Annotated in this window: 22 protein-coding genes and 1 pseudogene; 11 read left to right on the top strand and 12 right to left on the bottom strand. The window is 56.9% G+C overall.

The window, feature by feature from the left end:
• Positions 1-25 precede the first annotated feature (25 nt).
• The gene (locus tag EDC52_RS03000; RefSeq protein WP_131863838.1) at positions 26-253 is read right to left on the bottom strand and encodes a YejL family protein; all 228 of its coding nucleotides are present in this window, start codon (positions 251-253) and stop codon (positions 26-28) included.
• Between the two features lie 184 nt (positions 254-437).
• Between EDC52_RS03000 and yejK the strand changes: the two genes are divergently transcribed.
• Positions 438-1,448 (top strand): nucleoid-associated protein YejK, encoded by a 1,011-nt coding sequence (gene yejK / locus EDC52_RS02995; RefSeq protein ID WP_131863836.1) that lies wholly within the window; start codon positions 438-440, stop codon positions 1,446-1,448.
• 114 nt (positions 1,449-1,562) lie between these two features.
• Here yejK and rplY read toward each other — a convergent pair whose 3' ends face one another.
• On the bottom strand, positions 1,563-1,847 hold the full coding sequence (gene rplY / locus EDC52_RS02990; RefSeq protein ID WP_131863834.1) for a 50S ribosomal protein L25: 285 nt from the start codon (positions 1,845-1,847) through the stop codon (positions 1,563-1,565).
• Between the two features lie 212 nt (positions 1,848-2,059).
• Positions 2,060-3,820 carry a DEAD/DEAH box helicase gene (locus tag EDC52_RS02985; RefSeq protein ID WP_131863832.1) on the bottom strand — a complete coding sequence of 587 codons (1,761 nt, stop codon included), beginning with the start codon at positions 3,818-3,820 and terminating at the stop codon, positions 2,060-2,062.
• A 300-nt stretch (positions 3,821-4,120) separates the two neighbouring features.
• On the opposite strand from EDC52_RS02985, the gene rsuA reads away from it, so the two are divergent.
• From rsuA to EDC52_RS02970, 3 genes are all read left to right on the top strand, one after another.
• Positions 4,121-4,840: a 16S rRNA pseudouridine(516) synthase RsuA gene (gene rsuA, locus EDC52_RS02980; protein WP_131863830.1), complete on the top strand. Its 720-nt coding sequence runs from the start codon at positions 4,121-4,123 to the stop codon at positions 4,838-4,840.
• Positions 4,841-4,875: 35 nt separating this feature from the next.
• The gene (locus tag EDC52_RS02975) at positions 4,876-6,078 is read left to right on the top strand and encodes a Bcr/CflA family multidrug efflux MFS transporter (RefSeq protein ID WP_131863828.1); all 1,203 of its coding nucleotides are present in this window, start codon (positions 4,876-4,878) and stop codon (positions 6,076-6,078) included.
• Positions 6,079-6,618: 540 nt separating this feature from the next.
• Positions 6,619-6,963 carry a YejG family protein gene (locus EDC52_RS02970; protein WP_131863826.1) on the top strand — a complete coding sequence of 115 codons (345 nt, stop codon included), beginning with the start codon at positions 6,619-6,621 and terminating at the stop codon, positions 6,961-6,963.
• Between the two features lie 4 nt (positions 6,964-6,967).
• Here EDC52_RS02970 and yejF read toward each other — a convergent pair whose 3' ends face one another.
• From yejF to yeiP, 8 genes are all read right to left on the bottom strand, one after another.
• Positions 6,968-8,566 (bottom strand): microcin C ABC transporter ATP-binding protein YejF, encoded by a 1,599-nt coding sequence (gene yejF, locus EDC52_RS02965; RefSeq protein WP_131863824.1) that lies wholly within the window; start codon positions 8,564-8,566, stop codon positions 6,968-6,970.
• A gap of 2 nt (positions 8,567-8,568) precedes the next feature.
• The gene (locus EDC52_RS02960; RefSeq protein WP_131863822.1) at positions 8,569-9,594 is read right to left on the bottom strand and encodes an ABC transporter permease; all 1,026 of its coding nucleotides are present in this window, start codon (positions 9,592-9,594) and stop codon (positions 8,569-8,571) included.
• A complete protein-coding gene (locus EDC52_RS02955) occupies positions 9,591-10,688 on the bottom strand; it encodes a microcin C ABC transporter permease YejB (RefSeq protein WP_131863820.1) in 1,098 nt (365 codons plus the stop codon). Before EDC52_RS02955 ends, EDC52_RS02960 begins: the two co-directional genes overlap by 4 nt.
• Before the next feature lie 16 nt (positions 10,689-10,704).
• The gene (locus EDC52_RS02950; RefSeq protein WP_131863818.1) at positions 10,705-12,513 is read right to left on the bottom strand and encodes an extracellular solute-binding protein; all 1,809 of its coding nucleotides are present in this window, start codon (positions 12,511-12,513) and stop codon (positions 10,705-10,707) included.
• 602 nt (positions 12,514-13,115) lie between these two features.
• Positions 13,116-13,703, bottom strand: coding sequence for a bifunctional murein DD-endopeptidase/murein LD-carboxypeptidase (mepS, locus tag EDC52_RS02945; protein ID WP_131863817.1), 588 nt, complete (start codon positions 13,701-13,703; stop codon positions 13,116-13,118).
• Between the two features lie 407 nt (positions 13,704-14,110).
• Entirely contained in the window at positions 14,111-14,824 is a 714-nt protein-coding gene (locus tag EDC52_RS02940; RefSeq protein ID WP_131863815.1) for a phosphatase PAP2 family protein, read from the bottom strand.
• A gap of 54 nt (positions 14,825-14,878) precedes the next feature.
• The gene (locus EDC52_RS02935) at positions 14,879-15,859 is read right to left on the bottom strand and encodes a CobW family GTP-binding protein (protein ID WP_131863813.1); all 981 of its coding nucleotides are present in this window, start codon (positions 15,857-15,859) and stop codon (positions 14,879-14,881) included.
• 3 nt (positions 15,860-15,862) lie between these two features.
• A complete protein-coding gene (gene yeiP, locus EDC52_RS02930; protein WP_131863811.1) occupies positions 15,863-16,435 on the bottom strand; it encodes an elongation factor P-like protein YeiP in 573 nt (190 codons plus the stop codon).
• A 475-nt stretch (positions 16,436-16,910) separates the two neighbouring features.
• Between yeiP and fruB the strand changes: the two genes are divergently transcribed.
• Genes fruB through fruA form a run of 3 tightly spaced genes read left to right on the top strand, consistent with a single transcriptional unit; the run spans position 16,911 to position 20,722 of the window.
• The gene (gene fruB / locus EDC52_RS02925; protein ID WP_131863810.1) at positions 16,911-18,041 is read left to right on the top strand and encodes a fused PTS fructose transporter subunit IIA/HPr protein; all 1,131 of its coding nucleotides are present in this window, start codon (positions 16,911-16,913) and stop codon (positions 18,039-18,041) included.
• The gene (fruK, locus tag EDC52_RS02920; protein ID WP_131863808.1) at positions 18,038-18,976 is read left to right on the top strand and encodes a 1-phosphofructokinase; all 939 of its coding nucleotides are present in this window, start codon (positions 18,038-18,040) and stop codon (positions 18,974-18,976) included. Before fruB ends, fruK begins: the two co-directional genes overlap by 4 nt.
• 15 nt (positions 18,977-18,991) lie before the next feature.
• Positions 18,992-20,722, top strand: coding sequence for a PTS fructose transporter subunit IIBC (gene fruA / locus EDC52_RS02915; protein WP_131863807.1), 1,731 nt, complete (start codon positions 18,992-18,994; stop codon positions 20,720-20,722).
• Between the two features lie 505 nt (positions 20,723-21,227).
• On the opposite strand, the gene nfo is transcribed toward fruA, so the two are convergent.
• Positions 21,228-22,073, bottom strand: coding sequence for a deoxyribonuclease IV (nfo, locus tag EDC52_RS02910; RefSeq protein ID WP_131863805.1), 846 nt, complete (start codon positions 22,071-22,073; stop codon positions 21,228-21,230).
• A gap of 89 nt (positions 22,074-22,162) precedes the next feature.
• On the opposite strand from nfo, the pseudogene EDC52_RS02905 reads away from it, so the two are divergent.
• From EDC52_RS02905 to EDC52_RS02895, 4 genes and pseudogenes are all read left to right on the top strand, one after another.
• Positions 22,163-22,270, top strand: a pseudogene (locus EDC52_RS02905) (LysR family transcriptional regulator); the annotation flags it as partial.
• A 2-nt stretch (positions 22,271-22,272) separates the two neighbouring features.
• Complete coding sequence (locus EDC52_RS19820) at positions 22,273-22,419, top strand: hypothetical protein (protein ID WP_165911638.1); 147 nt, start codon at positions 22,273-22,275, stop codon at positions 22,417-22,419.
• Positions 22,420-22,566: 147 nt separating this feature from the next.
• Positions 22,567-24,099 carry an amino acid permease gene (locus EDC52_RS02900; RefSeq protein WP_131863801.1) on the top strand — a complete coding sequence of 511 codons (1,533 nt, stop codon included), beginning with the start codon at positions 22,567-22,569 and terminating at the stop codon, positions 24,097-24,099.
• Between the two features lie 144 nt (positions 24,100-24,243).
• The gene (locus tag EDC52_RS02895; protein WP_131863800.1) at positions 24,244-25,353 is read left to right on the top strand and encodes an oxidoreductase; all 1,110 of its coding nucleotides are present in this window, start codon (positions 24,244-24,246) and stop codon (positions 25,351-25,353) included.
• Positions 25,354-25,393: the final 40 nt, after the last annotated feature.

The following is a 25,393-nucleotide window of genomic DNA, read 5'->3' as shown; positions in this document are numbered from 1 at the left end:
CAGTCAATCATTCTTGGCTAGAAAATTAATGGGTATCCGGCTCGCGGACCGAGGAGAGCAATGCCTCGCCGAATGAGCGGGCCAGGGTCTTGCGCTGTTCTGCCGCGACGCTGGTATTAATGACATGAGTTATCATATTACCCAATACCATCAGCGACAAATCCGTCGGAGTACGGTGTTTTTCAAGTACGGCGGCAAGTTCGGCGAGCAGCGTTTCGACCTGTTCGTCACTATAACGGGATGATTGTGGCATGGTTTATTCTTTATAACCGGTTAAAGTCCGATATCTTACCGTATCAACACCATTTTTTCCGCACTTTTATCGTGGGCGCCTCCTTTGCTTTGCGCCCCTTTAGACCGCAGGTTCTGATGATGGCGGTTGCAGGAGATGGCTTATCAGTGTTTGAATACGCCCCTGACCGGAAGGAGAACACAACATGAGTCTGGATATTGACCGGATTGCGCTGCATCAGTTGATTAAACGCGATGAGCAAACCCTGGAGCTGGTGCTGAGGGATTCACTGCTTGAGCCGACGGCGGCGGTTGCCGACATGATGGCCGAACTGCATCGGGTATACAGCGCCAAGAGCAAAGCCTATGGCCTTTTTAATGAAGGCAGCGAGTTGGCGGCGGCCTTGCAGCAATGTCGCCGGGGTGAAGAAGATTTTCTGGCTTTCAGCCGAGCGGCCACTGGCCGGTTGCGTGATGAGTTGGCCAAATATCCGTTTGCCGAAGGCGGTATCGTGCTGTTCTGCCAATATCGCCATCTGGCGGTAGAATATTTATTGGTTACCGTGCTGAACAGCCTGAGCAGTATGCGGGTCAATGAACAGCTGGATATCAGCAGCACCCATTATCTGGATATAAACCATGCGGATATCGTTGCGCGCATCGATCTCACCGAATGGGAAACCAATCCGCAGTCATCCCGTTATCTGACGTTTCTCAAAGGACGGGTAGGGCGCAAGGTGTCCGATTTCTTTATGGACTTCCTGGGGGCGGCCGAAGGGCTGGATACCAAAGCGCAAAACCGCGGTTTGCTGAAAGCGGTTGATGATTATTGCGTGGATGCACAACTGGATAAAAACGAGCGCCAGGAATATAGGCAGCAGGTTTATTCTTACTGCAAAGAGCAGCTGGATGCCGGCGAAGAGATCGCCGTAGCCGAACTGTCGGGCGCGCTGCCGCCGTTGGGCGAACAGAGCTTTCAGGATTTTTCCGCATCGCAAGGCTACGATTTGGCAGACAGTTTCCCTGCCGATCGCGGTACCCTGCGGCAGTTGACCAAGTTTGCCGGCAGCGGCGGTGGCATCACCCTCAATTTCGATGCGCTGTTGCTGGGGGAGCGGATATTCTGGGATCCGGCGACCGATACCCTGACCATCAAAGGCACGCCGCCCAACCTGCGCGATCAGCTTTCGCGACGTACCGGCGGTAACTCGCAGTAAACCGCGGCGGCGGTCTGACGCAACAATGACGGCAGGAATATTCAGGCTGGCAGGGTGCTCAGGCAAAAAAAAACGCCGCATAAGCGGCGTTTTTTTGTCTCAACCCGTTGGCAATCAAGCGCGAACGAAGTCGACGTGAGCCAGTTTAGGCTTGAACGGGTGACGCTGTACGGCCTGTACTTTGACTTTGGTTTCTTTTCCGTCGATAACCAGTGAAAGTACGTCGGTGTAGAAGCCTTCTTTGGTCTGGGTGTTCATGACGATGTCATGATCCAGCTCGATAGCAACCGGCGCTTCTTCACCACCGTAAACGATGGCCGGAAATTTGTTCGCAAGACGCAGACGGCGGCTCGCACCCTTACCCTGGTCTTTACGCACTTCAGCATTAATAGTTAACATAAATATTCCTGGAACTCAGAATGTACCCTGCTGCAGGCGACCCAGCAGCAGGTAGGATAAACATGCTTTCAATGAAAGCGGGCGCATTTTAGCCCAATATGCCCGGCGGGGCAAACAAAAGCCGACGCAGTCCGACCTTTTGGCTAGCTGACATGGCCGTTAATACCCTTCGGGCAGCGTCTGATACTGGCCTGGATGTCATTGCGCTTGACTCAGCCGCGCAGTTCATTGGCCAGCCGATAGCGCCCTTTATAATCGAAGATCTTTTCCCGCACTTGCCAGAAATTATTATGCCGCCTGGCCACCACAAAATCAGGCGCCCGCAGGGCGTCTGCGGCGGCGCAGATATCGCCGGCGGTCTGCCAGCGGAAAGGGACACCCGGCGCCCGCTGATGCAGTTTGAGGAAACGCTGTTCGAACAGGCGGCGTTGGGGCGGGGTGGCAAGCCTGAACCGCTCGCTGACATCGGCGCCGTCTTCGTCATAGTAGGTGATTTTCAGCCATTGGCCTTTACCATCCTGGCCGCTGTCCAGGCTCATGCCGGTGCAGCGCAGTACCAGGGCGTCTTTAAGTCGCAGCGCCGCCTTGAGCATGTCATCCGGATCGACCAGTATTTTGTCGCAGTCATGGCAGCGGCGGGCGGCGATATCGTTTTGGGCGCCGCAGTCGGGACAGACCTTGAAGCGAAACCGGAAACTGCACTGATGCCGTTCACCCGGTCCATCTTCGATGATCCCCTGGCAGCGACGGCCAAAATGTTCCATCACTGCGCCGTCGGCATCTGTCTTGCCCCAGAACATATTGGCAAAACCGCATTGCGGGCAGAACACCTGTACCGGCTGGCTGTCGGCGGCAGGCTTTGGCTGGCCGACCTCTGGCGAGAACAGGTCATGGCCGTTGCCGGCATAGTCGAGCACCATACAGTCGGTTTTGCCGTCAGATAATCTCAGGCCGCGGCCGACAATCTGCTGGTAAAGACTGACCGATTCGGTGGGACGCAAAATAGCGATCATATCCACATGCGGTGCATCAAAGCCGGTGGTCAGCACCGATACGTTGACCACATAACGCAATGCCTGCCGGCGGAAATCGCCGATTATCCGGTCTCGCTCGGCCCCGGCCGTTTGGGCGCTGATAAGGGCGGCTTCGCCATTGGGCAGTAAGCCGAGGATTTCCTCGGCATGGTCGACGGTCGCGGCAAAAATCATCACCCCGCGCATCCGGGCGGCATAATGCTCGATCTGGCTGACGATGAGCGGCGTAATGCGGCGCTGGCGATGAAGCTCCCGATTAAGGTCATCGCCGGCATAGTAACCGAGCGCATTGGGCGACAGGCGACTGAAATCATAATGCATGACCGGCATATCCAGTAAACGCGGCGGCACCAGAAAGCCATGCTTGATCATGTAATGCAGCGGCAGCTCAAATACGCAATCCCGAAAAAAGCAGTTTTCATCGCCGCGCACCATACCGTGATGGTGATAGTGATAGATCCAGCCCTTGCCAAGGCGATAAGGCGTCGCGGTCAGGCCCAGAATGCGCAGCGTCGGCTGGGCGTTGCGCAGATGATTAATCACCTGCTGGTATTGGCTGTTCTCGTCGTCGCTGAGCCGGTGGCACTCATCAATGATCAGCAGGGAAAAGGCGGTGGTAAATTTATCCAGATTACGCGCCACCGACTGGATGCTGCCGAACACCACCTTGCCCTGGCTCTGGCGCAGGCCCAGACCGGCGGCGAAGATATCCGCCTGCTGGCCGAGGGCGCAGTATTTTTCATGATTCTGCACCACCAGCTCCTTGACGTGGGCCAGCACCAACACCCGGCCGCGGGCCAGTCTTGCCAGCTCGGCAATCACCAGGCTTTTGCCGGCGCCGGTGGGCAGTACCACCACCGCCGGTTCGTTATGACGGCGAAAGTGGCTGACGGTAGCATCGACCGCGTCGCGCTGATAGGGGCGCAGGGTATAGGCCATCAGCGACACCGGCCTGAGCGGGATAAAACAGCATCAATGGAGGGCGTAAACGCTTTTTTCATCAGTTATGCAGAACGTATTGGAAAATGAGTTTCGATGGCGGCTATGCGCCAGGCGCAAGCATCGTTATACTGCCATCTACATACGGCCGGTGCTGAAGGTTTTTCATCAAGCACTGGCTGACCTTCCTGGGCGATCCTGCTGACGGCAGGCTTTCGAGCCGGTGCCGACCGGAGCTATTTCCGGCTGACCAGCAGCCATCGTCAGGCGCTATCCAAGATTACAGGCAAAACTGAGTTAATGCGACTGGACAAATTTCTATCCCAACAGCTGGGTATCAGCCGGGCCCTGGTGTTAAGGGAACTTCGTGCCAAACGGGTTACCGTTGACGGCGACATCATCAGGCAGGGTTCTTTCCAATTAAAGCCGGAACATCAGGTCCGTTTTGATGACAACCTGCTGGTACAGATTACCGGACCTCGCTATTTCATGCTGCATAAGCCGCAAGGCTATGTCTGCTCGACAGATGACCCGGATCATCCAACGGTACTGTATTTCATCGACGAGCCGGTGCCAGACAAACTGCATGCCGCCGGTCGGCTGGATATCGACACCACCGGCCTGGTGCTGATGACCGATGACGGCCAATGGTCCCACCGTATTACCTCTCCCAAGCATCACTGCGAGAAAACCTACCGGGTCACTCTGGAGCAGCCGTTGGCAGAGGACACCGCCGCCCGGTTTACCGAAGGCGTGATGCTGCACAATGAAAAGCATCCGACCCGGCCGGCAGTGCTTGAGGTTATTACCGAACTGGAGGTGCGCCTGACGATAAGCGAAGGCCGCTATCACCAGGTCAAACGGATGTTCGCCGCGGTGGGAAACCGGGTAGTAGGGCTGCACCGCGAGCGGGTAGGCCATATTATTCTGGATGAGGATCTGCAACCGGGAGAGTATCGGGCCCTGACCGCAGAAGAGGTCGCCGGTATTGGCGGCCAGTCGACGTCGCAGGCAAGCTGACCGCCCTTGCCGGCGGCCTGAAGGAGTAGTGGAAAGTGCAACCTGACCGTAAGTCTCACATCGGTTTAATTATCATTCTTGGCCTGCTGTCGATGCTGATGCCGCTGGCGATTGATATGTATCTGCCGGCGCTGCCGATCATCGCCGATGAGTTCGCGGTAAGCGCAGGCAGCGTGCAGATGACGCTCAGCGCATATGTACTGGGGTTCGCGGTCGGGCAGATGTTCTATGGCCCGCTGGCGGATTCACTGGGACGTAAACCGGTCATCATGTTCGGCACCTTCTTTTTTGCGATTGCCGCCGGTGCCTGTGCGCTGTCCCAATCGGTAGAGCAGTTGATTAACATGCGCTTCCTGCACGGTCTTTCGGCGGCCGCCGCCAGTGTGGTCATCAATGCCTTGATGCGCGATATGTTCAAGAAAGACGATTTTTCGCGCATGATGTCGTTTGTGGTGCTGGTGATGACGGTGGCGCCGCTGCTGGCGCCGATTATCGGCGGCTGGCTGCTGGTGTTTTTCAGCTGGCATGCCATTTTCTGGACTATCGGCGCTGCCGCTCTGGTGGCAACGGTGCTGGTGATGCTGTATATCCGTGAAACTCTGCCCAAGGAGCGCCGCCACGCCTTCAGCCTGCGCACCACTATCGGTAACTTCGCTACCCTGTTTCGCCATAAGCGGGTGTTCAGCTATATGCTGGCCAGCGGATTTTCCTTTGCCGGCATGTTCTCGTATCTCAGCGCCGGTCCCTTTGTCTATATCGATCTTAACGGTGTGTCACCGCAGAACTTCGGCTACTACTTTGCGCTTAACGTGATTTTCCTGTTTATCATCACCTTGATAAACAGCCGCAGCGTAGCCAGATTCGGTGCACTGATCATGTTCCGCCTGGGGTTATTTATCCAGCTGGCAACCGGCGTCTGGCTGTTGGCGGTCTGTGCGTTGGATCTGGGTTTTCTGCCGCTGGTATTCGGCGTGGCGCTGTTTGTCGGCTGTGTGGCAATGGTCACCTCCAACGGCATGGCGGTCATCCTGGATGAATTTCCCCATATGGCGGGCACCGCTTCGTCCCTGGCCGGCACGTTGCGCTTCGGCGTCGGGGCCATTATCAGCGGGCTGTTGTCGCTGGCGACCTTCGCCAGCGCCTGGCCGATGGTATTGTCGATGGCGTTCTGCACGGTCAGCGCCATGCTGTGCTATCTGTATGCCAGCCGCCCGCTGAAATCGCAGCCTGAGTCCTGATGTAACCTAAGCCATACCGGCATCAGCAACTGCCGGGCAGCCGCCCGCTGAAATCGCGGCTGCGTCCTGATGTCATCCATGCCATGCCGGCATCTGCTGCTGCCGGCCAGCTTAATTCTGCTGTCGCTCGCTCGTTGATCGTTGCTTCAGGGTAGCATGTCGCTCCCTCTTTCATCCCGATGCTTTTTCAGACGGCGGTTCCTACCCAGCAGGGGTTTCGGCCTGGATCCCTGTTATCGAGTCCCATACCACTCCCTCATCAGCCTGAATCCGCGGGTCTTGGGCAGCGCCCCGTGCAGGCACCGATGAAGTGATGTTTAAAAATTGTAACAAAAAAGCAACAATCGAGTTGTAGGTTGATAGAAAAAAGTTGCTCTACATAGCGTATTTGGTACAAAATGAGTTAAAATAGAGATCTGCATCGCATTTTGCATTTTAATTTATCGGGCATGCGCACAAATAAAATCGGTAACATGCCTGACTTTGCGTTATTGTGATAAAATTGTTATTAATTTGCTTTGCCGCTTCTGGGGGATGACCGTGACCAGCGTTCGACTATCCGTGGTACATCGTCTGCCGCAGCACTATCGCTGGCTGGACGGCTTTAATGGCGTTAAAGTCGAGCCGCTTGCCGCTACGGCCCTGAATGATGAGAATGATCTGGTCGGCCTGACCCTGCTCAGCCACGATGGTGAGTCCGCCTGGCAGGTAATGCGTGAGCTGGCCAGTTCGCTGGCGGATATTCAGGTGCCCTGTTCGGTGGTTGAGATAGAAGGCCAACCCTGCCTGTTCCTCGAACGGGACGATGAGTGCACCACGCTTTGCCGGCTCAAGAATATCGGTGTGGCCATCGCTGAACCTGCACTGGCCCCCCACATTGCCTGACGCATCAGCGTAGCACCGCCGACTGCAGCAATTGACGGGTATAAGGCTCAGAAGGGTGGTCAAACACCTGCCCGCAATCGCCATATTCCACTATTTCACCCTCTCGCAGCACCATCACCCGATGGCACATGGTCCTGACTACGCTGAGATCATGGCTAATGAACAGATAAGTTAGGCCATGTTTTCGCGACAGGGATTTGAGCAGCGACAGGATCTGGGACTGTACAGAGTAATCCAGCGAGGATGTGGGTTCATCGAGAATAAGCAGTTCCGGTTCCAGGATCAGCGCCCGGGCAATCGCTATCCGCTGGCGCTGTCCGCCTGAAAATTCGGCCGGATAGCGGTGGCGGGATTCAGGATCCAGCCCGACATCGACCAATACCCGTTTCACCTTTTCATCCCGCTGTTGGGCGGTCAGATGACCCTGCACCAGCAGGCCTTCGGCGACGATTTGCGTCATGGTCAGACGGGGATTGAGCGCCGAATGGGGATCCTGAAATATCACCTGGACCCGACGACGTACCGGCAGCAGTTCCCGGCGGCGATAGCGGTGCAGCGCCAAGCCATCGAACCATATTTCACCGCTTGACTTGAGCAGCCGCAGCAGAGCCAGCGCCGTGGTACTCTTGCCGGAACCAGACTCGCCCACCAGCCCCAGGCATTCGCCGCGCCGCAGGGTAAAACTGATATCGCGCACCACGCTTTTATGCGCCGGCCCTCGGCGCAACCAGCCGCGGCGCAGCGCAAAATCGACTCGTAACCGTTTCAGTTCAAGCAGCACCGGACTGTCTGGCGCCAGCGGCATCGGTTCGCCTCGCGGAGCAGAAGCCAGCAGCCGGCGGGTGTAGTCGTGCTGCGGATGGGTAAACAGCGCCTGGGTTTGATTGGTCTCGACGCAATGACCGTTCTGCATCACCGCGACCCTGTCGGCCAGCCGGCGGACAATATTAAGATCATGCGTGATGAACAGCATCGCCATGCCCAGCTCGCGCCGCAGCTGGTCGAGCAACTGCAGGATTTGCGCCTGCACCGTCACATCCAGCGCGGTGGTCGGCTCATCGGCAATCAGCAGTTTGGGGCGCATCAGCAGCGCCATCGCAATCATCACCCGCTGGCGTTCTCCGCCGGACAGTTGATGTGGAAAATCCTTCAGCCGAGCGCCAGGCTGGCGGATACCGACCCGCTCAAGGCTCTCTATGATTGACTGACGCCGGGCCGCTGCCGGGCGTTTGTCCCCATGCAGTATCAGCACTTCAGCCAGCTGTTTCTCCAGGGTATGCAATGGGTTGAGCGACGACATCGGCTCCTGGAAAATCATGGCGATATCGTTGCCGCGCAGTTGCCTGAGATGACGTTCACCGGCGTGCAGCAGGCTTTGCCCCAGAAACAGAATATCACCTTCGGGATAGATGACCCCAGGCGCAGGCAGCAGACGCAGCACCGATAATGCGGTCAGGCTTTTACCGGAACCGGATTCACCGACCAGCGCCAGGGTCTCGCCGGCGCTGAGCGACAGCGAGACCCGGTTAACCACCTGACGTTGTTGATCGCCCTGTTTAAAGGCGATGCTTAATTGCCGGATTTCAAGCAAAGGAGTATTCATGGTCAGACCGCCTTGCCGGGATCAAATGCGTCCCGCACCGCTTCACCGATAAAAATCAACAGTGACAGTATCAGGGCCAGGGTAACAAAGGCGGTAATGCCCAGCCACGGCGCCTGCAGGTTATTTTTGCCTTCCAGCAGCAGATTGCCCAGCGACGGCGAGCCCAGCGGCAAGCCAAAGCCGAGGAAATCCAGCGAAGTCAGGGTGGTAATGGAGCCGCAGAGAATGAACGGCATAAAGGTCAGCATCGCCACCATTGCATTGGGCAGGATGTGCCTGAACATGATCATGCGGTCACTGACGCCCATCGCCTGAGCGGCGCGGACATAGTCGAAGTTACGGGTACGCAGAAACTCGGCCCGCACCACGCCCACCAGGGTCATCCAGCCGAACAGTACGGTAATGGTCAGCAGCCACCAGAAGTCCGGCGGCACCACGCTTGACAGCAGAATAATCAGAAACAGGGTAGGCATGCCGGACCAGACTTCAATCAATCGCTGGCCCCACAGATCCAGCCGGCCGCCATAATAGCCCTGGCTGGCACCGACGATAATACCGATAAGGCTCGACAGCAATGTCAGCGCCAGCCCAAACAGCATCGACAGGCGGAAGCCATAGATTAAATTTGCCAGCACATCTTTGCCGCGGCTGTCGGTGCCAAGCCAGTTTTGGGCGCTGGGAGGCGAGGGGAAGGGTGTCTGGGTGGCAAAATTGATGGTGCGATAATCAAAACGTATCGGTGCCCACCTCACCCAGCCATGCTGCTGCAACCGATTGATGATATAAGGATCACGGTAATCGACGGCGACCGCCACATCGCCGCCGAAGGTGGTTTCGTCATAGGTTTTCAGCAGCGGATAATAAAGCTGCCCCTGATAGCGGACCAGCAGCGGTTTATCATTGGCAATCAACTCCGCGCCCAGGCACAGGCCGAACAGCACTAAAAACAGCCATAGCGACCAGAACCCGCGCCGGTTGTGGCGAAAGCGGGCCCACCTTGCCTGGTTGGCCGGACTTAATCTGCTCATTGGCGTTCCTCAAAATCAATGCGCGGATCGACCAGCATATAGGTGATGTCACTGAGAATATTGAGTAACAGCCCGATCAGGGTAAACATATACAGGGTGCCGAACATCACCGGGTAGTCTCGTTGCAGGGTGGCGTCATAGCCCAGCAGACCCAGGCCATTAAGGGAAAACATGACTTCTATCAGCAGCGAGCCGGTAAAAAACATGCTGATAAAGGTGGCCGGGAATCCGGCGATCACCAGCAGCATGGCGTTGCGAAACACATGGCGGTACAGAATGCGTTTTTCATCCAGTCCCTTGGCGCGGGCAGTGATGACATATTGTTTGCCAATTTCATCCATAAAGGCATTTTTGGTCAGCATGGTTAACGCGGCAAAGCCGCTGACCACCGTCGCCAGCACCGGCAGGGTGATATGCCACAGGTAATCGGTGATTTTCTGATACCACGGCAGGGTAGCGAAATTGCCCGAGACCAGGCCGCGTAACGGGAACCAGTCCAGGTAACCGCCGCCGGCAAACAGCACGATAAGCAGGATGCCGAATAAAAACGCCGGAATGGCATAGCCGATAATAATCAGCGAACTGCTCCAGGTATCGAAGGCGCTGCCGCTGCGCACCGCTTTGCGGATGCCCAGCGGTATCGAGACCAGATAAATGATAAGCGTGCTCCAAAGGCCAAGGCTGGCGGATACCGGTAGGCTCTCCTTGACCAGCGTAATCACCGACGAACCCTTGAACAGGCTGTCGCCAAAATCCAGCCTGATATATTGCCACAGCAGGGTGAAATAGCGTTCATGCAGCGGCTTATCAAAGCCGTAGCGGCGGGTAATTTCCGCAATCACTTCCGGATCCAGCCCGCGGGCGCCGCGATACTGGCTGTCGCCGATCTGGCCGCCCCGCAGCGATTGCGCCCTGGCGGTAGGATCGCCCTGGCTGCTGACCGCAAAGCCGCTCTGCTGGCCAAATTCGATGGCGGCGATAGCCTGATCAACCGGACCGCCGGGTGCCACCTGAACAATAAAAAAGTTCAGGGTAATGATCGCCCAAAGGGTCGGGATAATCAGCAACAGCCGCCTTGACAGGTAAGAGCTCATATCATTCCCTCATCGGTCAGCGCCGCTCGGCCGGCAGGGTGGCCGCCTGCGTCGTATCCAGCCACCAGCCGTTAAAGCCCAGCGTATAGGCCGGGCGTGTCGCGGGCATGGCAAATTTATTCCACCAGGCCACCCGGGTCTGGTTGCTGTACCATAACGGGATCATGTAGGCATTCCAGGTCAGTACCCGATCCAGCGCCCGCCCGAGCGGCACCAGCGCTTTCTCATCATCCTGGTGTTGGATTATCTGATCGAGCAACGCGTCCACCGCCGGATTGCTGACGCCGGGGGTATTATGGGTCGAATTCAGATAGGCGGTACCCCAACTGATCGGCAGGTCAGTCCCCGGCCAGGGGACCGCCCGATATTGCGTCGGCAGCATATCAAAATCGCGGCTGCGCAGGCGATTGGTAAACTGGGAGTTGTCGACTTCACGGATACGCAGGTTGATGCCCAATCGCTGGAGGCTGTGCTGAAACGGCAGAACATACTGATTATTGCCGCCGCTGGGCATTAACAGCTCAAAGCTGAATCGCTGTCCGGTCTTGCTGTTGACCAACTGCCGCTGGTTCAATTCCCAGCCGGCCTGGCGCAGCAGTTCCAGCGCCTGCAGGCGGTTGCGTCGGTCATAGCCGCTGCCGTCCGATACCGGCGGACGCCAGGCGGGACCAAACGCCTCTGCGGGAATATGCTGCTTTAGCGGGGTGAGCAACGCGAGTTCAGCCGCATCCGGACGGCCGCTAGCGGCATAATCGGTATTTTGGAAATAGGTGCTGGCGCGCTGGTATCCCTGGTAGAACAGCGCCCTGTTGATCCATTCAAAATCCAGCGCCAGGGTCAGCGCCTGCCTGACCCGGCGGTCGGCAAACAGCGGGCGCTGAAGATTAAATGCCAGCCAGCGGGTGTCGACCGGTATATGATCTTCCATCGTTTTCAGCTTAATGAAGCCGCGCGCAATATTGCCGCCCCGGTAATAGGTGGCCCAGTTTTTGGGCGAGGACTCAACCCGAACATCATAGGCGCCGGCCATAAAGGCCTCCAGCGCTACATTATCGTCCAGGTAATAGTCATAGCGCAGGCTATCAAAGTTAAACTGGCCCACATTGACCGGCAGGGTAGCCGCCCAGTAATCCTTCACCCGGGAGTAGGTCACATACTGCCCGCTCTTCCAGGCGGTGATCCGATAGGGGCCGCCTGCGGGCGGCGGGAAACTCAGCGGATCGCTGAGCTTATGCTGTGACCAGAAGCTTTTCGGCATGATAGGCAGGGTAAACAACCCCAGCAGTCCGTCTTTTGACGGTTGCTTGAATTCATAGCGCACCACCGAGCGGGACAGGGCGATGACCTTGACGTCTTTATAGAACAGGCGAAACTGCGGCACCCCTTCGGTCATGAATTTCTGGAAGGTGAAGGCCACATCTTCAGCCGTGACCGGTTGATGGTTATGAAAACGAGCGGCCGGATTTAGCGTGACTTCCGCCCAACGGTAATCAGCGGCGTAACGTACCGACTGGCCGACCAACGGATAATAGCTGCCTATTTCATCATCCGAGGTGGTAAACAGCGAGTCATAAAGCTGTTCGGTGCGAATGGCGGCCGCGCCGCGCAGGGCAAAGCGGTTAAAGTTATCAAACGTACCCAGCGTGGCCATGGTCACCTGTCCCCCCTTCGGCGCGGCGGGGAACACGTAATCAAAATGCCGGAAGTCCGGCGGGTACCGGGGTGCGCCGATAATGGCAAACGAGGTGCTCTCTTTGACGGTGGCGGCCTGCGTAAGCGGGCTCAGCGCGGCAAGCCACAGCGCGACACCAAGGCGTTTCAACATCAGGTAACGCTCCTGCCGGGAATGTGGTAAGTGGGCAATCGGCTATTGCACCTTGAGATTCGACTATGATGGTCACTATAACTTTTTTTGGTCGGTATTCGTAACATATTCAATGGTACCGGACAGCGGCCACTGATTCGGTCTGGAGTAGCGATGCAAAAAGCACTCGCTACCGCCTCAGTTCAGGCCATGGGCGATCAGGTAATAGGGTCGCTGGAAATAAGTGCTGCTCAATACCAGCAGCAGGATAGTCAGTAATTGGCGGCGGAAGATTTTGCTGCATGGCAGTGGTTGGAACAGCAGACAGTAGCCAGTGAGCCCAACTGAGGATCGGTGACGGTGCCGGACGGATAAATGATCATTAATTGTTACAACGATGCGGTTAATATGTATTTCTACTAATTAATAAGTCATCAATCAGTCATATTCGAATGGCTTGCTGCAATTGTTTCTCTGTAAAGAAGTGCCAACGTTAGATGAGTTTTATATATATTTAATGCAAAATGTAATTAATGAATAGCCTCGATTAAAAAACAAAAGGCTGCCGATAAGGGCAGCCTTTGTGTATCGCTTGGCTTAATTCGTTCAAGGAATAACCGATATTAACTCTCAGCGCCGCTTGCTAACGGGTTGGACAATACTCTACGCGCTTCACGATAGCGCTTGTTCCAATAATCGTCGCTGAGACTTGATATCATCACGCCATTGCTGGTAGAGGCGTGGACAAACTGGCCATTACCCAGATAGATGCCAACGTGACGGCCGGTAGAGCCGGCACGAAACAGGACCAGGTCGCCCGCCTTCAGCTTGGCTCGCTGAATTTTCGACCCCATACCCTGCTGTTCGCTGGTGGAGCGGGGCAGTTCAAGGCCGAACTGTTCATGAAACGTCTTCTGAACAAAGGCGGAACAGTCAATGCCGCGCTTGGAATCACCCCCTAAACGATAGCGAACGCCTTTCCAGTCAGCATATTGATCAAGAATGCGCGTTTTAATATCGCCGGTCTGAACCATCTGTTCAAACTCATCCTGAGAGGCCTGCAGTAAAAAATGATTTGTATCGTTGACTGCATGCATCTCGGTCGCGTTTTTAGCCGTATGAGAAGTACCACAGGCGGAAAGCACCATCGCTATCGCCACTGCAGGAATGACCCGCAGCACATATCTCAAAATAGGTTGAGATTTGACCATTATTAGTGTTATCCCTTGAAGTCCTTACCGACAATGTCGTTAAAAAATGCCAAACGAAGCGAGAGTTATTTGCGAGCACTAATTGAACATATGTTCGCCGGTAATAGTGTGTTATTAATCACACATTTTATTTTACAGGGAAAATAATGGGTCAAGGCGTGCTGACGGATTTGAGATTACCGTAATGAATAAGGGAAAGCGAGGTTTTTTAGTCTTAAAATTATAACTTTTGTTGATGTGAAAAAGGTCTAACGGTAAATCGCTTTCATGCGCTGAAATCTCACTATCCTGACGACGACCGGCAGCCGGCGCGGGTTGCTGCCGAGCCCTGGGCTATTGTCCGCTGTCGCGCCGGCAAATATCGGCCGGTTACCGTCCCTTTTCCCGCCCGACAATATTGTAAAATCTTATTGATTAACGCGTCTGAGCCTGGGCGGCATCAACAGAATAACTCTGGCAATCAATTGATCGACAGTGCTGGTCATTAGCCACCAGCTCATACCCATCAGCACCATGGCCAGCGAACCGACCATGATATCGCTCAGCCAATGGGCGCCGATCATTACCCGCGGCAGGCTGAATAGCACCGTAATGGCCAACGCGATGAAAAACGCTTTCCGGCCGGCATATTTAAGCATATAGGCGGTGAATACCATCAGCATCATTCCATGATCGCCGGGGAAGCTGTCCGCGGAAGCATCTTTGGTCGGAATGCCGGAAAGCAGGCTGATGCGCATGATGGCCGGATTATCGCGATAAAACAGCGAGGGACTGGCGTGGCTTACCGGCAGCAGATGACCTAATTGATTGAGCACTACGGCGCTGACCAGCATCACCAGCCCTAGGGCGACCGCCTCATGCAGCCCTAAACGGCGCTGGCGCAGAAAGACCTGGGCGAACAGCATGCCCATCGCCAGCAGCGAAATCAGGTCGAATAAACGCTGGTTGGTGATGGCAAGCACGGTGGCAAATCCAGGATGGGTAACCGCCAGATGATTGAAAAAGAAGAAAATTTGCGTATCGACTGCCGACCAGATGCCGTGGTTGATGGGAAGATACCAGGAAAAAAATAGCCCTGCTCCCAGCAGGTTGAGGGCAATGATTAACGGCAGGCGATGCATGAAGGGGACCTTATTCACAATATTATAATGATTGAAGTGAATATAGTAATTGCATCAATTTAAACGTAGTTTCAACAAATCGCTTTGCAATTGATTCCAGTCGACCGAAGTGGGCGTAATCAATTCCACCCGGCTGTCAGGCGGTGGCGAGGCATGGGTTTCGATACGTAAATCATTATTCTGGCGATTGAAGGTCACGGTGCCCTCCGGGATACGCATTACGCCTTTTATTCTTTCTACCGGCGCCAGCCGCATCCACTCCAGCAGACCAACGGTATCAAAGCGGGTGTCGGCGTTAAATACCCAGCCGCATGCGTACCACCCCTGACCTTGATTTAATGCCCTGCGCCAGCCGCTGCTGCCCGCCGGCGTCAACGCCGCCAGTCCGACGCCTGGTCCTGGCCGGGCATGGTGATGCTGGGCCTGGGGCAGTTCAGCCAGATTGTCATTAGGCTCATCCAGTAAAGTCAGGGGGATGTCTCCCTGAGTAGCAGGGATAACCCGGCGTCCGCGGGCATGCTGTTGCTGCCAGGCCGCCAGACTTGCCAGGGCGGAGGGATCATAGACATCCTGCTTATTGGCAATGATGATATCGGCCGCCGCCAGTTGGGAGATGAAATTTTCATTTTCCCGGTAGCGCGGCAGCAGCAGTTGGCGGGCATCAAGCAGACAAAGCGTTGCCTGCAGGGTCAGCCAGGGACGATAGGTTTCCGCCCTGAGCATGGCCAGGATCTGGCGCGGATGGCCAAGGCCGGTGGGCTCTATCAGCAGGCGATCCGGACGATTACGCTGCAGCAGGGTATTGAGCCCGACCTGCATCGGCAGGCCATTGACGCAACACATACAGCCGCCGGGGATTTCCTTGAGCACCGCGCCGCTGTCGGCCAGCAGGGCGCCGTCAACGCCGATATCGCCAAATTCGTTCACCAGTATCGCCCAGTTTTCATCGGCCGGCTTATGGGCCAGCAGATGTCTGAGGGTAGTGGTTTTGCCGCTGCCGAGAAAACCGGTAACCAGAGTGGTCTGGGTAAGCATTGATTAATCCGCGCGGCCCATATAGCGGCGTTCAGCCACATGGATCTGGATCTTCTCGCCGCTGCCGAGATATTCAGGGACCGAAATGACCAGGCCGGTACTCATTACCGCCGGCTTGGTGCGGGCGCTGGCAGAAGCGCCTTTGATGCCGGGGGTGGTTTCGACAATTTCCAGGTCAACCGTCTGCGGCAGTTCCAGGGCCAGCACTTCGCTGTCCATCGTCAATACCTGCATGCCCGGAATGCCGCCTTCGGGTATAAACATCAGTTCGTCTTCAATTTGCTCTTTTTTAAAGATATACGGCGTGTAGTCTTCGTCATCCATAAAGATATATTCATCGCCATCAATATAGGAAAAGCTTACCCAGCGCCGGGTCAGGGTAATGGTATCCAGAATATCATCACCTTTGAAACGCTCTTCTACCTTCATTCCGGTGCGCACGTCCGAAAAGCGCATTTTATAAAGGGTGCTTGCCCCGCGCGCGCTCGGGCTCTGGATATCGATATCTTTTACCAGCAGCAGTTTACCGTTGTAATTCACCGCCATACCGCGTTTGATTTCGTTTGCTCTAGCCATCAGTGTTGACCTGTATATTTATCATCATTCATGGCGACACGAATCGTAGCCATTACTGATGGGCAAGGGAAACTGTTCGTTGTCGCGGGGACCGGGCGAATCTACATCACGGCTGCGCTACATGCAATATCCGCCGCCCGCTATCCTGCACTGTGACTGAAAAAAGCGGTCGGCGGCCGGCGATGGGAAGGCGCGGCTGAAGCCGGTTTAGCCGTCAAACAGAAATAACCTCTCGCTTCAGCTTCATTTCAGCTTTTAACTGATTGCATTCTATAGTTAACATCCCTGGGTGGAATTTTGTGCGTTGCTTCAAAATTCATACACAAAAGTACCGTCTAATCTTGCATTCCAACCTGGTGACGCAGACACTAAGTTGAAACGTTTCAGCGTCATATTTTTCAGGTGAAATGCACCGTGACGCTGTTAATGCCAACTAAAGCTGAAACGATTCATGTTCCGGCGATCGAGGAGAGCTATGTTTGAGCTGTCAGTAAAAGATATCCATCCCGGCGCCAGCGCCGAGAGCAAAGATCAGGCGATTGGCCAGGTTGCGGCGGCCTTAACCGAGGCCGGCTGTGTAAGCGCAGGCTATGTCGATGGCATGCGCGCGCGCGAGCTGCAGACCTCCACTTTTTTAGGTAATGGGATCGCTATCCCCCACGGCACCACCGATACCCGGGATCTGGTGATCAATACCGGCGTCCAGGTTTTCCAGTACCCACAGGGGATTGACTGGGGCGAGGGCCAGACCGCCTATGTGGTGATGGGTATTGCCGCCCGCTCGGATGAGCATCTGGCGCTGCTGCGCCAATTGACTCATGTGTTAAGCGATGATGCCGTGGCGGCGCAGCTGAACGGCACACCGACGGCTGAAGAACTGCGCAGTCTGCTGATGGGTGAGCAGCAGTCTCCCTCGCTGTTGTTCGATGCGTCGCTGGTGTCGGTAGAGGTGGCGACCGCCGATTTGACCACGCTGAAGGCGCTGAACGCCGGCCGCTTGCAGCAGGCCGGTGCCGTTGATACCGATTTCGTCAGCCATGTCATCAGCAGCAGTCCGCTGAACCTGGGCCAGGGTATCTGGTTAAACGACAGTCCGCACGGCAACCTGCTGAGCGCAGTGGCCCTGAGCCGCCCGACCGCGCTGCTGGCCGCAGAGTCGGCAGTTAAACTGCTGGTGACCGTCGCTATGGTCGATGATACCGTGCAGCCGGTGCTGAACTACTTGGGTAAACTGTTGACCTCTGGTAGCGCCGGACGCCTGCTGGAGGCGGATGTCCCTGGCCTGCTGGCGTTGCTGACCGGCGACGTCGCCGCCCAAAGCGCCCAGTTGACCGCTGAATTTGTGGTGCGTAACGAACACGGTCTGCATGCCCGGCCGGGTACGGCGCTGGTCAATGTGATAAAGCGGTTCGACAGCGCCATTACCGTGACCAATCTGGACGGCAGCGGCAAGCCGGCTAACGGACGCAGTCTGATGAAAGTCGTCGCCCTGGGCGTGAAGAAAGGCCATAAATTGCGTTTTACCGCTGAGGGCGCTGATGCTGAACAGGCGCTGAAGGCCATCGGCGAGGCGATTGCCCAAGGTTTGGGAGAGGGAGCGGCATGAGCAGAAGAGTAGCAACAATCACCCTGAACCCGGCCTACGATCTGGTGGGTTTTTGTCCTGAGATAGAGCGCGGTGAAGTCAACCTGGTTCAGACCACCGGCCTGCACGCGGCGGGTAAGGGTATCAATGTCGCCAAGGTACTCAAGGATCTGGGCATTGATGTGACGGTGGGCGGTTTCCTGGGCAAAGAGAACCAGGACGGCTTTCAATTGCTATTTAGCGATTTGGGCATTGCCAACCGTTTTCAGGTGGTGCAGGGCCGTACACGTATTAACGTCAAGCTGACGGAAAAAGACGGCGATGTCACCGACTTCAATTTTTCCGGTTTCAATGTGACGCCGCAGGACTGGGATCGCTTCGTGACCGATTCGCTGACCTGGCTGGGCCAGTTCGATATGGTGGCGGTGAGCGGCAGTCTGCCGGCTGGCGTAGCGCCTGATGCGTTTACCGATTGGATGATAAAGCTGCGCAGCCAGTGCCCGTGCATCATTTTCGACAGCAGTCGCGAAGCGCTGGTCGCCGGCCTGAAAGCCGCCCCCTGGCTGGTGAAGCCCAATCGTCGTGAGCTGGAAATCTGGGCCGGCCGTAAGCTGCCGACGCTGGCCGATGTGGTGGAGGCCGCGCATGCGCTGCGTGACCAGGGTATCGCGCATGTGGTGATTTCCTTGGGGGCTGAAGGGGCGCTGTGGGTCAACGCCTCCGGCGCCTGGCTTGCCAAACCGCCGTCTTGCGAGGTGGTCAGCACCGTCGGTGCCGGTGACTCGATGGTCGGCGGACTGATATACGGCTTGCTGATGCGCGAGTCGAGTGAACATACCCTGCGTTTGGCCACTGCCGTCGCGGCGCTGGCGGTAAGCCAGAGTAATGTCGGCGTGACCGATCGTCCGCAATTGGCGGCGATGATGGCGCGCGTTGACCTGAAACCATTTAACTGATCTGCGGGGAGCTACATGAAAACGTTGCTGATTATAGAGAGTTCACTGGGTCCGGCCCGTGGCAGCTTGGTAAAGTCGCTGCTGGCCGACGCCGCGCCCAAGGCCGGGCTGTCCCTGGTTGAGAACGGCACCGATGCCGAACTGGTGATTCAACTGGGTGCTGCGCTGCAGGCCGATGCATCGCTCAATGGCAAGCAGGTGTTTATCGGCGATATCGCTGATGCCGCCGTCAATCCTGAGGCCTTTCTCAACCGCGCCAAGACGGAAGCGGTGGTATATCAGCCGAGCGTAGCGCAGGCGGGAGACCGGTCGGTTGATACCACCAGTGCGCCCGGCAGCGCGGCCGGTCCCAAGCGCCTGGTGGCGATTACCGCCTGTCCGACTGGGGTGGCCCATACCTTTATGGCGGCCGAGGCCATTGAGGCCGAAGCCAAGAAACGCGGCTGGTGGGTAAAAGTAGAAACACGCGGATCGGTCGGTGCGGGCAATGCGATTACCGCTGAGGAAGTGGCGGCGGCTGATTTGGTGGTGGTGGCCGCCGATATCGAAGTGGATTTGGCGAAGTTTGCCGGTAAACCGATGTATCGGACCAGTACTGGGCTGGCCTTGAAGAAGACGGCGCAGGAGCTGGATAAAGCCGAAGCCGAGGCCAGGGTGTTTACCCCTGCCGGCCAGGCAAGCGGTTCACCGGAGGAGAATAAGACGGCAGCTGCCGGTCCTTATCGTCATTTGCTGACCGGGGTGTCTTATATGCTGCCGATGGTGGTGGCGGGCGGGCTTTGTATTGCGCTGTCGTTTGTGTTTGGCATCAAGGCGTTTGAGCAGCCGGGTTCGCTGGCGGCGGCGTTAATGGAGATTGGCGGTAAGTCGGCCCTGGCGCTGATGGTGCCGGTGCTGGCCGGTTTTATTGCGTTTTCCATCGCCGATCGTCCAGGACTGACGCCGGGCCTGGTGGGCGGGATGCTGGCGGTCAGTACCGGCGCTGGGTTTATCGGCGGCATTATCGCCGGTTTCCTGGCCGGTTACGTGGCGAGGTTTATCAGTAACAAGCTGCCGTTGCCGCAAAGTATGGCGGCGTTAAAGCCTATATTGATCATTCCGCTGATTGCCACGTTAATCACCGGGTTGGTGATGATTTACGTTATTGGGACGCCGGTGGCAAAGATCCTGACTGGCCTGACCCAGTGGCTGCAGGCGATGGGAACCACTAATGCGGTGGTGCTGGGAGCGATTCTGGGCGCGATGATGTGCAGCGATATGGGCGGTCCGATTAATAAGGCGGCCTATGCGTTCGGGGTGGCGTTGCTGAGTGCGCAGACCTACGGGCCGATGGCGGCGATTATGGCGGCGGGCATGGTGCCTCCGCTGGGTATTGCGGTGGCGACGATGCTTGCGCGGCGCAAGTTCGATCATACCCAGCGTGAGGCGGGTAAGGCGGCGATGGTGTTGGGATTCTGCTTTATTTCCGAGGGGGCGATTCCGTTTGCTGCCCGTGATCCGATGCGGGTTATTCCTTGCAGTATGGTGGCCGGGGCGGTGACCGGTGCGCTGTCGATGTGGTTTGGCGCGAAGCTGATGGCGCCGCACGGTGGACTGTTTGTGCTGTTGATTCCAGGGGCGATTACGCCGGTGCTGGGGTATGTGATTTCCATCGCGGCGGGGACGCTGTTGCTAGGGGTGATGTATTCGGTGCTGAAGCGTTCGGATGCGGAGCTGGCGGTGCCGGCAACGATGCTTGTGAAGTAAGCGTTTCTGGCCGGCCGTGATGGCGGGCCTACCAGCCCGATGGGCGCTCCTTGGCTTACGCCAATTCAACCCATTCGGGCTGGTCTCCCTTTAACACGCGTTCAGTTTGGCGGTNCCGGCCGTGATGGCGGGCCTACCAGCCCGATGGGCGCTCCTTGGCTTACGCCAATTCAACCCATTCGGGCTGGTCTCCCTTTAACACGCGTTCAGTTTGGCGGTGGTGCTGTGGCGTCTTCGGTGGAGACCGTGATGGCGGGCCTACCAGCCCGATGGGCGCTCCTTGGCTTACGCCAATTCAACCCATTCGGGCTGGTCTCCCTTTAACACGCGTTCAGTTTGGCGGTGGTGCTGTGGCGTCTTCGGTGGAGACCGTGATGGCGGGCCTACCAGCCCGATGGGCGCTCCTTGGCTTACGGCAATTCAACCCATTCGGGCTGGTCTTCCTTTAACACGCGTTCAGTTTGGCGGTGGTGCTTTGGCGTGGTGGATGAGAGCCGGGTGGTGGTTAAGGGTTGGCGTGGGCTTTGAGCCAGGCGATTTCCTGGGGCCAGTGGTCGGGGTTGACGGTTTCGAGGATAAGCGGAATGTGGTCGAAACGGGGATCGGCCATGATCCAGGCAAAGGCGGCGTTGCCGATGTTGCCTTCGCCGAGGCTGTGGTGGCGGTCGACGCGGCTGGCGAATTCGCTTTTGGCATCGTTAAGGTGCATGCCGCGCAGGTAGTTGAAGCCAACGATGTCGTCGAACTGGCTGAAGGTCTGCCGGCAATCTTGTTCGGTGCGCAGATCGTAACCGGCGGCAAAGGCGTGGCAGGTGTCGATACAGACGCCGACCCGGCTTTTGTCTTCGACTTTGTCGATGATGGCGGCCAGGTGTTCGAAGCGAAAGCCGAGATTGCTGCCCTGGCCGGCGGTGTTTTCAATCACCGCGGTAACGCCCTGAGTTTGGTCGAGGGCCAGGTTGATGGATTCGGCGATAAGCGCCAGGCAGTCGGCTTCGTCGATTTGGCGCAGGTGGCTGCCGGGGTGGAAGTTGAGCAGGCTGAGGCCCAACTGCTGGCAGCGGGCCATTTCGTCGATAAAGGCGTCGCGTGATTTATCGAGCGCTTCCTGCACCGGGTGGCCGAGGTTGATAAGGTAGCTGTCGTGAGGAAGAATTTGCGCCGACGTGTAGTGAAATTTTTCGCAGGCGGCTTTGAACTGTTCGCAGTCCTTTTCAGAGAGCGGAGCGGCTTTCCATTGGCGCTGGTTTTTGGTAAATAGCGCGAAAGCGGTGGCCTGGAGTTGGTGGGCGCGTTCGGCGGCTTTGTCTACGCCGCCCGCTGCACTGACATGGGCTCCGACAAACTTCATGGTGTTATCCTTGATTGACTGGGTGTTGGCATTCAAAAAGGAATGATTATAGTGTGTTATGCCGATGATGTGTTGGATATGAAGTCCCTATGTCGATAACCTTGCGTCAGATGGAAATTTTTGCCGAAATCGTAAAGAGCGGATCGACGTCGCGCGCCACCGCATTGCTGGGGTTGTCCCAGTCGGCGGTAAGCGCATAGTGGATTCCCTGTTGCTGGCCCATTTGCCGCTGCCGCTGCCGTCGTTGATGCGGTCGCTTTACTGGGTCCATCACCGTCAAAAACACCTTTCCCATGCCCTGAGCGGTTTTATGGACTACTGTACTCACCATGAGATGCCGCTTTGATTGCAGCAAAAGTCGTCAATGAGTTTTACTGGCGCTTATAACTTCCTGCCGATCATGAACGTGTCTTATATCAGGCGCGTGGCGCTATACCCCCCGGGTTGATTTGTTACAATCCGGCCTCGAATTTTGCACGGACAGACTGAAAACATGCAGCAACCTACTCATGATGCAGTGGCGCCCACGCTGCGCCGCGTGCTTAAGGCACGCCATTTAACCATGATCGCCATTGGCGGTTCGATCGGTACCGGTTTATTTGTCGCTTCCGGCGCGACCATTTCCCAGGCCGGTCCCGGCGGGGCTTTACTTTCCTATATGCTTATTGGCCTGATGGTGTATTTCCTGATGACCAGTCTGGGCGAGCTGGCGGCCTATATGCCGGTATCAGGATCGTTCTCCACCTACGGCGCGCGTTATGTGGATGAAGGGTTTGGTTTCGCGCTGGGCTGGAACTACTGGTATAACTGGGCGGTCACTATTGCGGTGGATTTGGTGGCGTCGCAGCTGGTCATGAGTTACTGGTTTCCCGACACGCCCGGCTGTATCTGGAGCGCGCTGTTCCTGGCGGTGATTTTTGCGCTCAATGTGATATCGGTTAAAGGTTTTGGCGAGGCGGAATACTGGTTTTCACTGATTAAAGTGGTGACGGTCATTATTTTTATTGCTGTCGGCACCCTGATGATATTCGGCATTCTGCGCGGCGGCGAGGGCAGCGGCTGGCATAACTGGCAGGTGGGCGAAGCGCCGTTTGCCGGCGGATTTGCCGCCATGATAGGCGTGGCGATGATTGTCGGATTTTCATTCCAGGGTACCGAGCTTATCGGCATTGCCGCCGGCGAATCGGACGATCCGGCGAAAAATATTCCCCGTGCGGTGCGTCAGGTGTTCTGGCGCATCCTGCTGTTCTATGTGCTGGCGATCCTGGTCATCAGCCTGATAATTCCTTACACCAGTCCTGATCTACTGCGCAACGATGTGACGGACATTACCGTCAGCCCGTTCACCCTGGTATTCCGTAACGCCGGGCTGCTATCGGCGGCGGCGGTGATGAATGCGGTGATCCTGACGGCGGTGCTGTCGGCCGGCAACTCCGGCATGTACGCCTCAACCCGGATGCTCTACACCCTGGCGGTAGACGGTAAGGCGCCAAGGATCTTTGCCCGCCTGTCGAAAGGCGGCGTGCCGCGTATGGCGCTCTATGCCACCACCGTGGTGGCCGGCCTGTGTTTTCTGACTTCGCTTTATGGCAACCAGACGGTCTATTTGTGGCTGCTGAATACCTCGGGCATGACCGGCTTTATTGCCTGGCTCGGCATCGCCGTCAGCCATTACCGTTTTCGCCGTGGCTATATCCTGCAGGGCCGTAAGCTCAGCAGCCTGCCCTATGTCTCCAGCTTCTTCCCGCTCGGGCCGATGTTTGCCTTTGCCCTCTGCCTGCTTATCACCCTGGGGCAGAATTATCAGGCCTTCCTGGAGCAGACCATCGACTGGTATGGGGTGGTTGCCACCTATATAGGTATTCCGTTGTTCCTGGCTATCTGGTTTGGCTATAAATGGTGCCGTAAAACCCGCATTGTGCGCTATGAGGATATGGTGTTTCCTGACCAACTCGCGCAGAAAACCGCGCAAGGCAAACCGGCGGATGGCAGGGAAATCGGTGGCCGTGACGATATATCCGCCTAAGCAAGTGCGAAAACAGTCTCAAACCAGCGCAAAAAAGGGTTTAATTCCAGCGGACTAAATGCCTATGATAAGGCATAACTGCTACTGGCCCGGCCCCGGCCCGGCCCCGGCCCGGGCCGCCCTTTTTCAAGGTAAACATCATCCATGTCATATGCCATCCGCGTACAGGTTTCCCCTGACAATTACTACTCCTATCCCGGCGCTATCGAAAAATTAACCGACTTCTACCCGCCCGAGATGCTCTCGCGAGCTGTCTGGATCTATGGCGAACGCGCCCTGGCCGGGGCCAGAAACTGGCTGCCGCCCTCGTTCGACGATGCCGGCGCCGTGCGCATTCCGTTTGGCTCCCACTGCAGCGAAAGCCAGGTCAGCCGGCTGGTAGCCGAAGCCGGCGGTGATCGCAGCGTGGTTATCGGCATCGGCGGGGGCGCCGTACTGGATACCGCCAAAGTGGTCGCCCGACGACTCGGCCTGCCGCTGGTGGCCATCCCGACCATTGCCGCCACCTGTGCCGCCTGGACGCCGCTGTCGGTGTGGTATAACGACGCCGGTGAAGCCCTGCGCTTTGAAATCTTCAATGAAGCCAACTTCCTGGTGCTGGTGGAACCGCGCATCATCCTGAACGCCCCCAGGGAATACCTGCTGGCCGGCATCGGTGACACCCTCGCCAAATGGTATGAGGCGGTGGTGCTGTGCCCGCAGCCGAAAACCCTGCCGCTTACCGTGCGTCTGGGTATTGAGACCGCCGCGTCGATCCGCGACGTGTTGCTCAATCAAAGCACCGCCGCCCTTGAGGCCCATCAACAGGGAGAAGCCAGCCAGGATTTCCTCGATGTCGTCGATGCCATCATCGCCGGCGGCGGCATGGTTGGCGGACTGGGCGAACGCCATACCCGGGTTGCGGCCGCCCACGCGGTACACAATGGGCTGACGGCCATCCCCGCCACCGCACCGTTTCTGCACGGCACCAAAGTCGCCTACGGCATCCTGGTGCAGTGCGCCCTGATGGGGCAGACCGACATCCTGCGCCAGCTCAGCCATGCCTGGACAGCCTTTGGCCTGCCGACCTCCCTGCGTGCGCTCAACGTCGACATCAACGACCGCCAGACCCTGCAGCCGATGCTTACCCGCACCCTGCAAGCCGGCGAATCGATCCACGCCGTACCGGTTAAACTCAATGAAGAGATCCTGCTCGCCGCCCTGCACCAGGTCGAGCACATCGCCTTGGCTTCTGCTCACATCACACTACACTGAGGACCCGCCAAACAGCTATTGAAGGGAGACCGCTATAAAG

This window comes from Biostraticola tofi (assembly GCF_004343195.1).
GTDB classification, from domain to species: Bacteria; Pseudomonadota; Gammaproteobacteria; order Enterobacterales; family Enterobacteriaceae; genus Biostraticola; species Biostraticola tofi.
Note: the sequence above shows the minus strand (reverse complement) of the source record. Positions and strands in the feature narration are given on the sequence as shown.

Coding starts and splice junctions, on each gene's coding strand:
- EDC52_RS03000 (WP_131863838.1), bottom strand. CDS start 253: ATGCCACAATCATCCCGTTATAGTGACGAACAGGTCGAAACGCTGCTC.
- yejK (WP_131863836.1), top strand. CDS start 438: ATGAGTCTGGATATTGACCGGATTGCGCTGCATCAGTTGATTAAACGC.
- rplY (WP_131863834.1), bottom strand. CDS start 1,847: ATGTTAACTATTAATGCTGAAGTGCGTAAAGACCAGGGTAAGGGTGCG.
- EDC52_RS02985 (WP_131863832.1), bottom strand. CDS start 3,820: ATGGCCTATACCCTGCGCCCCTATCAGCGCGACGCGGTCGATGCTACC.
- rsuA (WP_131863830.1), top strand. CDS start 4,121: ATGCGACTGGACAAATTTCTATCCCAACAGCTGGGTATCAGCCGGGCC.
- yejF (WP_131863824.1), bottom strand. CDS start 8,566: ATGAATACTCCTTTGCTTGAAATCCGGCAATTAAGCATCGCCTTTAAA.
- EDC52_RS02960 (WP_131863822.1), bottom strand. CDS start 9,594: ATGAGCAGATTAAGTCCGGCCAACCAGGCAAGGTGGGCCCGCTTTCGC.
- EDC52_RS02955 (WP_131863820.1), bottom strand. CDS start 10,688: ATGAGCTCTTACCTGTCAAGGCGGCTGTTGCTGATTATCCCGACCCTT.
- EDC52_RS02950 (WP_131863818.1), bottom strand. CDS start 12,513: ATGTTGAAACGCCTTGGTGTCGCGCTGTGGCTTGCCGCGCTGAGCCCG.
- mepS (WP_131863817.1), bottom strand. CDS start 13,703: ATGGTCAAATCTCAACCTATTTTGAGATATGTGCTGCGGGTCATTCCT.
- EDC52_RS02940 (WP_131863815.1), bottom strand. CDS start 14,824: ATGCATCGCCTGCCGTTAATCATTGCCCTCAACCTGCTGGGAGCAGGG.
- EDC52_RS02935 (WP_131863813.1), bottom strand. CDS start 15,859: ATGCTTACCCAGACCACTCTGGTTACCGGTTTTCTCGGCAGCGGCAAA.
- yeiP (WP_131863811.1), bottom strand. CDS start 16,435: ATGGCTAGAGCAAACGAAATCAAACGCGGTATGGCGGTGAATTACAAC.
- fruB (WP_131863810.1), top strand. CDS start 16,911: ATGTTTGAGCTGTCAGTAAAAGATATCCATCCCGGCGCCAGCGCCGAG.
- fruK (WP_131863808.1), top strand. CDS start 18,038: ATGAGCAGAAGAGTAGCAACAATCACCCTGAACCCGGCCTACGATCTG.
- fruA (WP_131863807.1), top strand. CDS start 18,992: ATGAAAACGTTGCTGATTATAGAGAGTTCACTGGGTCCGGCCCGTGGC.
- nfo (WP_131863805.1), bottom strand. CDS start 22,073: ATGAAGTTTGTCGGAGCCCATGTCAGTGCAGCGGGCGGCGTAGACAAA.
- EDC52_RS02900 (WP_131863801.1), top strand. CDS start 22,567: ATGCAGCAACCTACTCATGATGCAGTGGCGCCCACGCTGCGCCGCGTG.
- EDC52_RS02895 (WP_131863800.1), top strand. CDS start 24,244: ATGTCATATGCCATCCGCGTACAGGTTTCCCCTGACAATTACTACTCC.